The following is a 2,271-nucleotide window of genomic DNA, read 5'->3' as shown; positions in this document are numbered from 1 at the left end:
CCGCGTCCGCGGCGCACCCGCCCCGCGACGCCCTGCTCGAGTTCGTCCCGGGGGACGACCCCGTCGCCCTCGCCGGGGAGGCGGCGATCCTGCGCTCCTGGATCGCAGACGCCTCCCGGGGAACGCAGGACACGCCCGGGTAGGCTCTGGCGCATGGATGCGGAAAGCCCTTCCTCGGCCCGCGGCGGCGCGGCGGACGACCCCTCGCGGCAGCACCGCTCCGATCCGTCGCGCGCGGCGGGACGGACAGGTGCGGCGACCCTGCACGACGTCGCGCGGGCGGCGGGGGTCTCGCTGGCGACGGCCTCGCGCGTGCTGAACGGGTCCGCCCGGAAGGTCGCCGAATCGTTCCGCGAACGGGTCGAGCGTGCTGCCGAGGAGCTCGGCTACACCCCCAACGTGTCGGCGCAGGCGACGGCGCGCGGACACGCGCCGGTGATCGCGCTCCTGGTCGCCGACATCGCAGACCCCTACTTCGGGCTCATCGCCTCCGGGGTCGCGCGGGGGGCGGACGAGCGGGGCCTGGTCGTGACGGTCTCGATCACCGAGCGCGACCCGGAACGCGAACGGCGGATCATCCGGGCTCTGCGCGGACAGCGCCCGCAGGGGCTCATCCTCGCGTCCTCCCGCTCCGACGACGACGACGCGGCCGGGGAGGAGCTGGCGGACTTCGCGGCCCTGGGCGGGCGCATCGTCGCCTTCGGCGCGGCCCGCGAGGGGATCCGCACCGTCGAGATCGACAACGAGGGCGGCGCGGCCCAGCTCGGCGCGCGGATGGCGGAGCTCGGGTACCGGCGCGCGCTCGCCATCGGCGCGGCCGAGGGCGTGCGCACCTCGGACGACCGCCTCGGCGGATTCCGGCGGGCGTTCGAGGAGGCCGGCGGCCGGGTGGAGCGCGTGTACCGCGGCGACTTCCGGCGGGAGTCGGGCGCGGAGTCCATGGCGCGGGCGCTCGCGGACGGCGTGGACCCGGGAACGCTCGTGTTCGGGATGAGCGACGTCATCGCCATCGGCGCGATGTCCGCGATCCGGGACGCCGGCCGCGCCGTCGGCGAGGACATCGCGGTGTGCGGGTTCGACGACGTGCCGTCCAGTCGTGACGTGACCCCGGCGCTGTCGACCGTGCGGGTGCCGTTGAGCGAGGCCGGATACCAGGCGTTCCGCGCGATCGCCGACGACGACTGGGTCCAGGACCCGCTGCCGGTCGAGGTCGTCGTGCGCGCGAGCACACCGGGTCGGCCGCTCGGATGATCCGCCCGGACGCCCGGGTGCGCCGGCCGGTCCTGTCCGCGCTCAGCCACCGTGCGGCGGGGGACCGTGCGGCGGAGGACCGTGCGGCGGAGGAGGGGCGCGCGGCGGCGGAGGGTGCCGGTGGGCGCCGGATCGGAGGAGCGCGGTGACGCGAGTGGTGCTGGCCCCCGACAGCTTCAAGGGATCGCTCGATGCGGCCTCCGTCGCCGAAGCGCTGGCCGCGGGGTGGGCCTCGGTCGATCCGACCGCGGAGTTCGTCCACCGGCCCATGGCCGACGGCGGGGAGGGGACCGTCGCCGCCTTCGCGACCGCCATCGACGGCGCGACCGCGATGCCGGTGACGGTGGACGGTCCCGCCGGGGTGCCGGTGCGCACGCGCTGGCTGCTGCTGCCGCCGAGCCCGGATGCCCCCGGCGGCACCGGGGTCGTGGATCTCGCGTCCACCTCCGGCATCGAGCTGCTGGACGATCTGCGCCCCCTCGATGCGGACACCACCGGGTTCGGCCAGGCGATCGCCGCTGCGCTTGATCACGGCGTCTCCCGCCTCGTCCTCGGGATCGGCTCCAGCGCGTCGACGGACGGGGGCACGGGCCTCCTGCGGGCGCTGGGCGCCCGCTTCCTCACCGCCGAGGGGGCGGAGGCGCCGGCGGGGGCGCGAGGGCTCGGGCTCATCGCGCGGATCGATCTGTCCGGACTCCGCCCGGCCCCGGAGGTCCGCGTGCTCACCGATGTCACCCATCCGCTCACGGGCCCTCGCGGGGCCGCGGCGGTGTTCGGGCCGCAGAAGGGGCTGACGGACCCCGAGGAGATCCGGCGGGCGGACCGCGGTCTGTCGTCCCTCGCCTCCCTCCTGGCGCTGGATCCGCGGACCGCGGGCGCCGGGGCGGCGGGCGGCGCCGGGGGCGCGCTTCTCGCGTGGGGCGGGACTCTCGTGCCCGGCGCGGAGGAGGTCGCCCGCCTCGTCGGCCTGGCCGACGCCGTGGCCGGGGCGGACGTGGTCGTGACCGGCGAGGGCTCTTA

The 2,271-nt window shown here is 76.9% G+C and carries 3 protein-coding genes; all 3 read left to right on the top strand.

Features of this window, described 5'->3' with window-relative positions; translation table 11 throughout:
• Window positions 1-153: 153 nt before the first annotated feature.
• Window positions 154-1,251: a LacI family DNA-binding transcriptional regulator gene (locus MR1_RS19005; protein WP_084344953.1), complete on the top strand. Its 1,098-nt coding sequence runs from the start codon at window positions 154-156 to the stop codon at window positions 1,249-1,251.
• Window positions 1,248-1,400 (top strand): hypothetical protein, encoded by a 153-nt coding sequence (locus MR1_RS19945; RefSeq protein ID WP_157518411.1) that lies wholly within the window; start codon window positions 1,248-1,250, stop codon window positions 1,398-1,400. The genes MR1_RS19005 and MR1_RS19945 overlap by 4 nt, the downstream gene beginning before the upstream one ends.
• Window positions 1,397-2,271 (top strand): glycerate kinase family protein (locus MR1_RS19000; RefSeq protein WP_067250835.1); only part of this gene is annotated, 875 nt, incomplete at its 3' end. The genes MR1_RS19945 and MR1_RS19000, both read left to right, overlap by 4 nt.

This window comes from Microbacterium resistens NBRC 103078, assembly GCF_001552355.1.
Lineage (GTDB): Bacteria > Actinomycetota > Actinomycetes > Actinomycetales > Microbacteriaceae > Microbacterium > Microbacterium resistens.
The sequence above is the reverse complement of the archived record's forward strand: the minus strand, read 5'-3'. Positions and strand labels throughout refer to the sequence as shown.

What these genes read in the sequence shown, in the direction of transcription:
- MR1_RS19005 (WP_084344953.1), top strand. Translation starts at nt 154, where the DNA reads ATGGATGCGGAAAGCCCTTCCTCGGCCCGCGGCGGCGCGGCGGACGAC.
- MR1_RS19945 (WP_157518411.1), top strand. Translation starts at nt 1,248, where the DNA reads ATGATCCGCCCGGACGCCCGGGTGCGCCGGCCGGTCCTGTCCGCGCTC.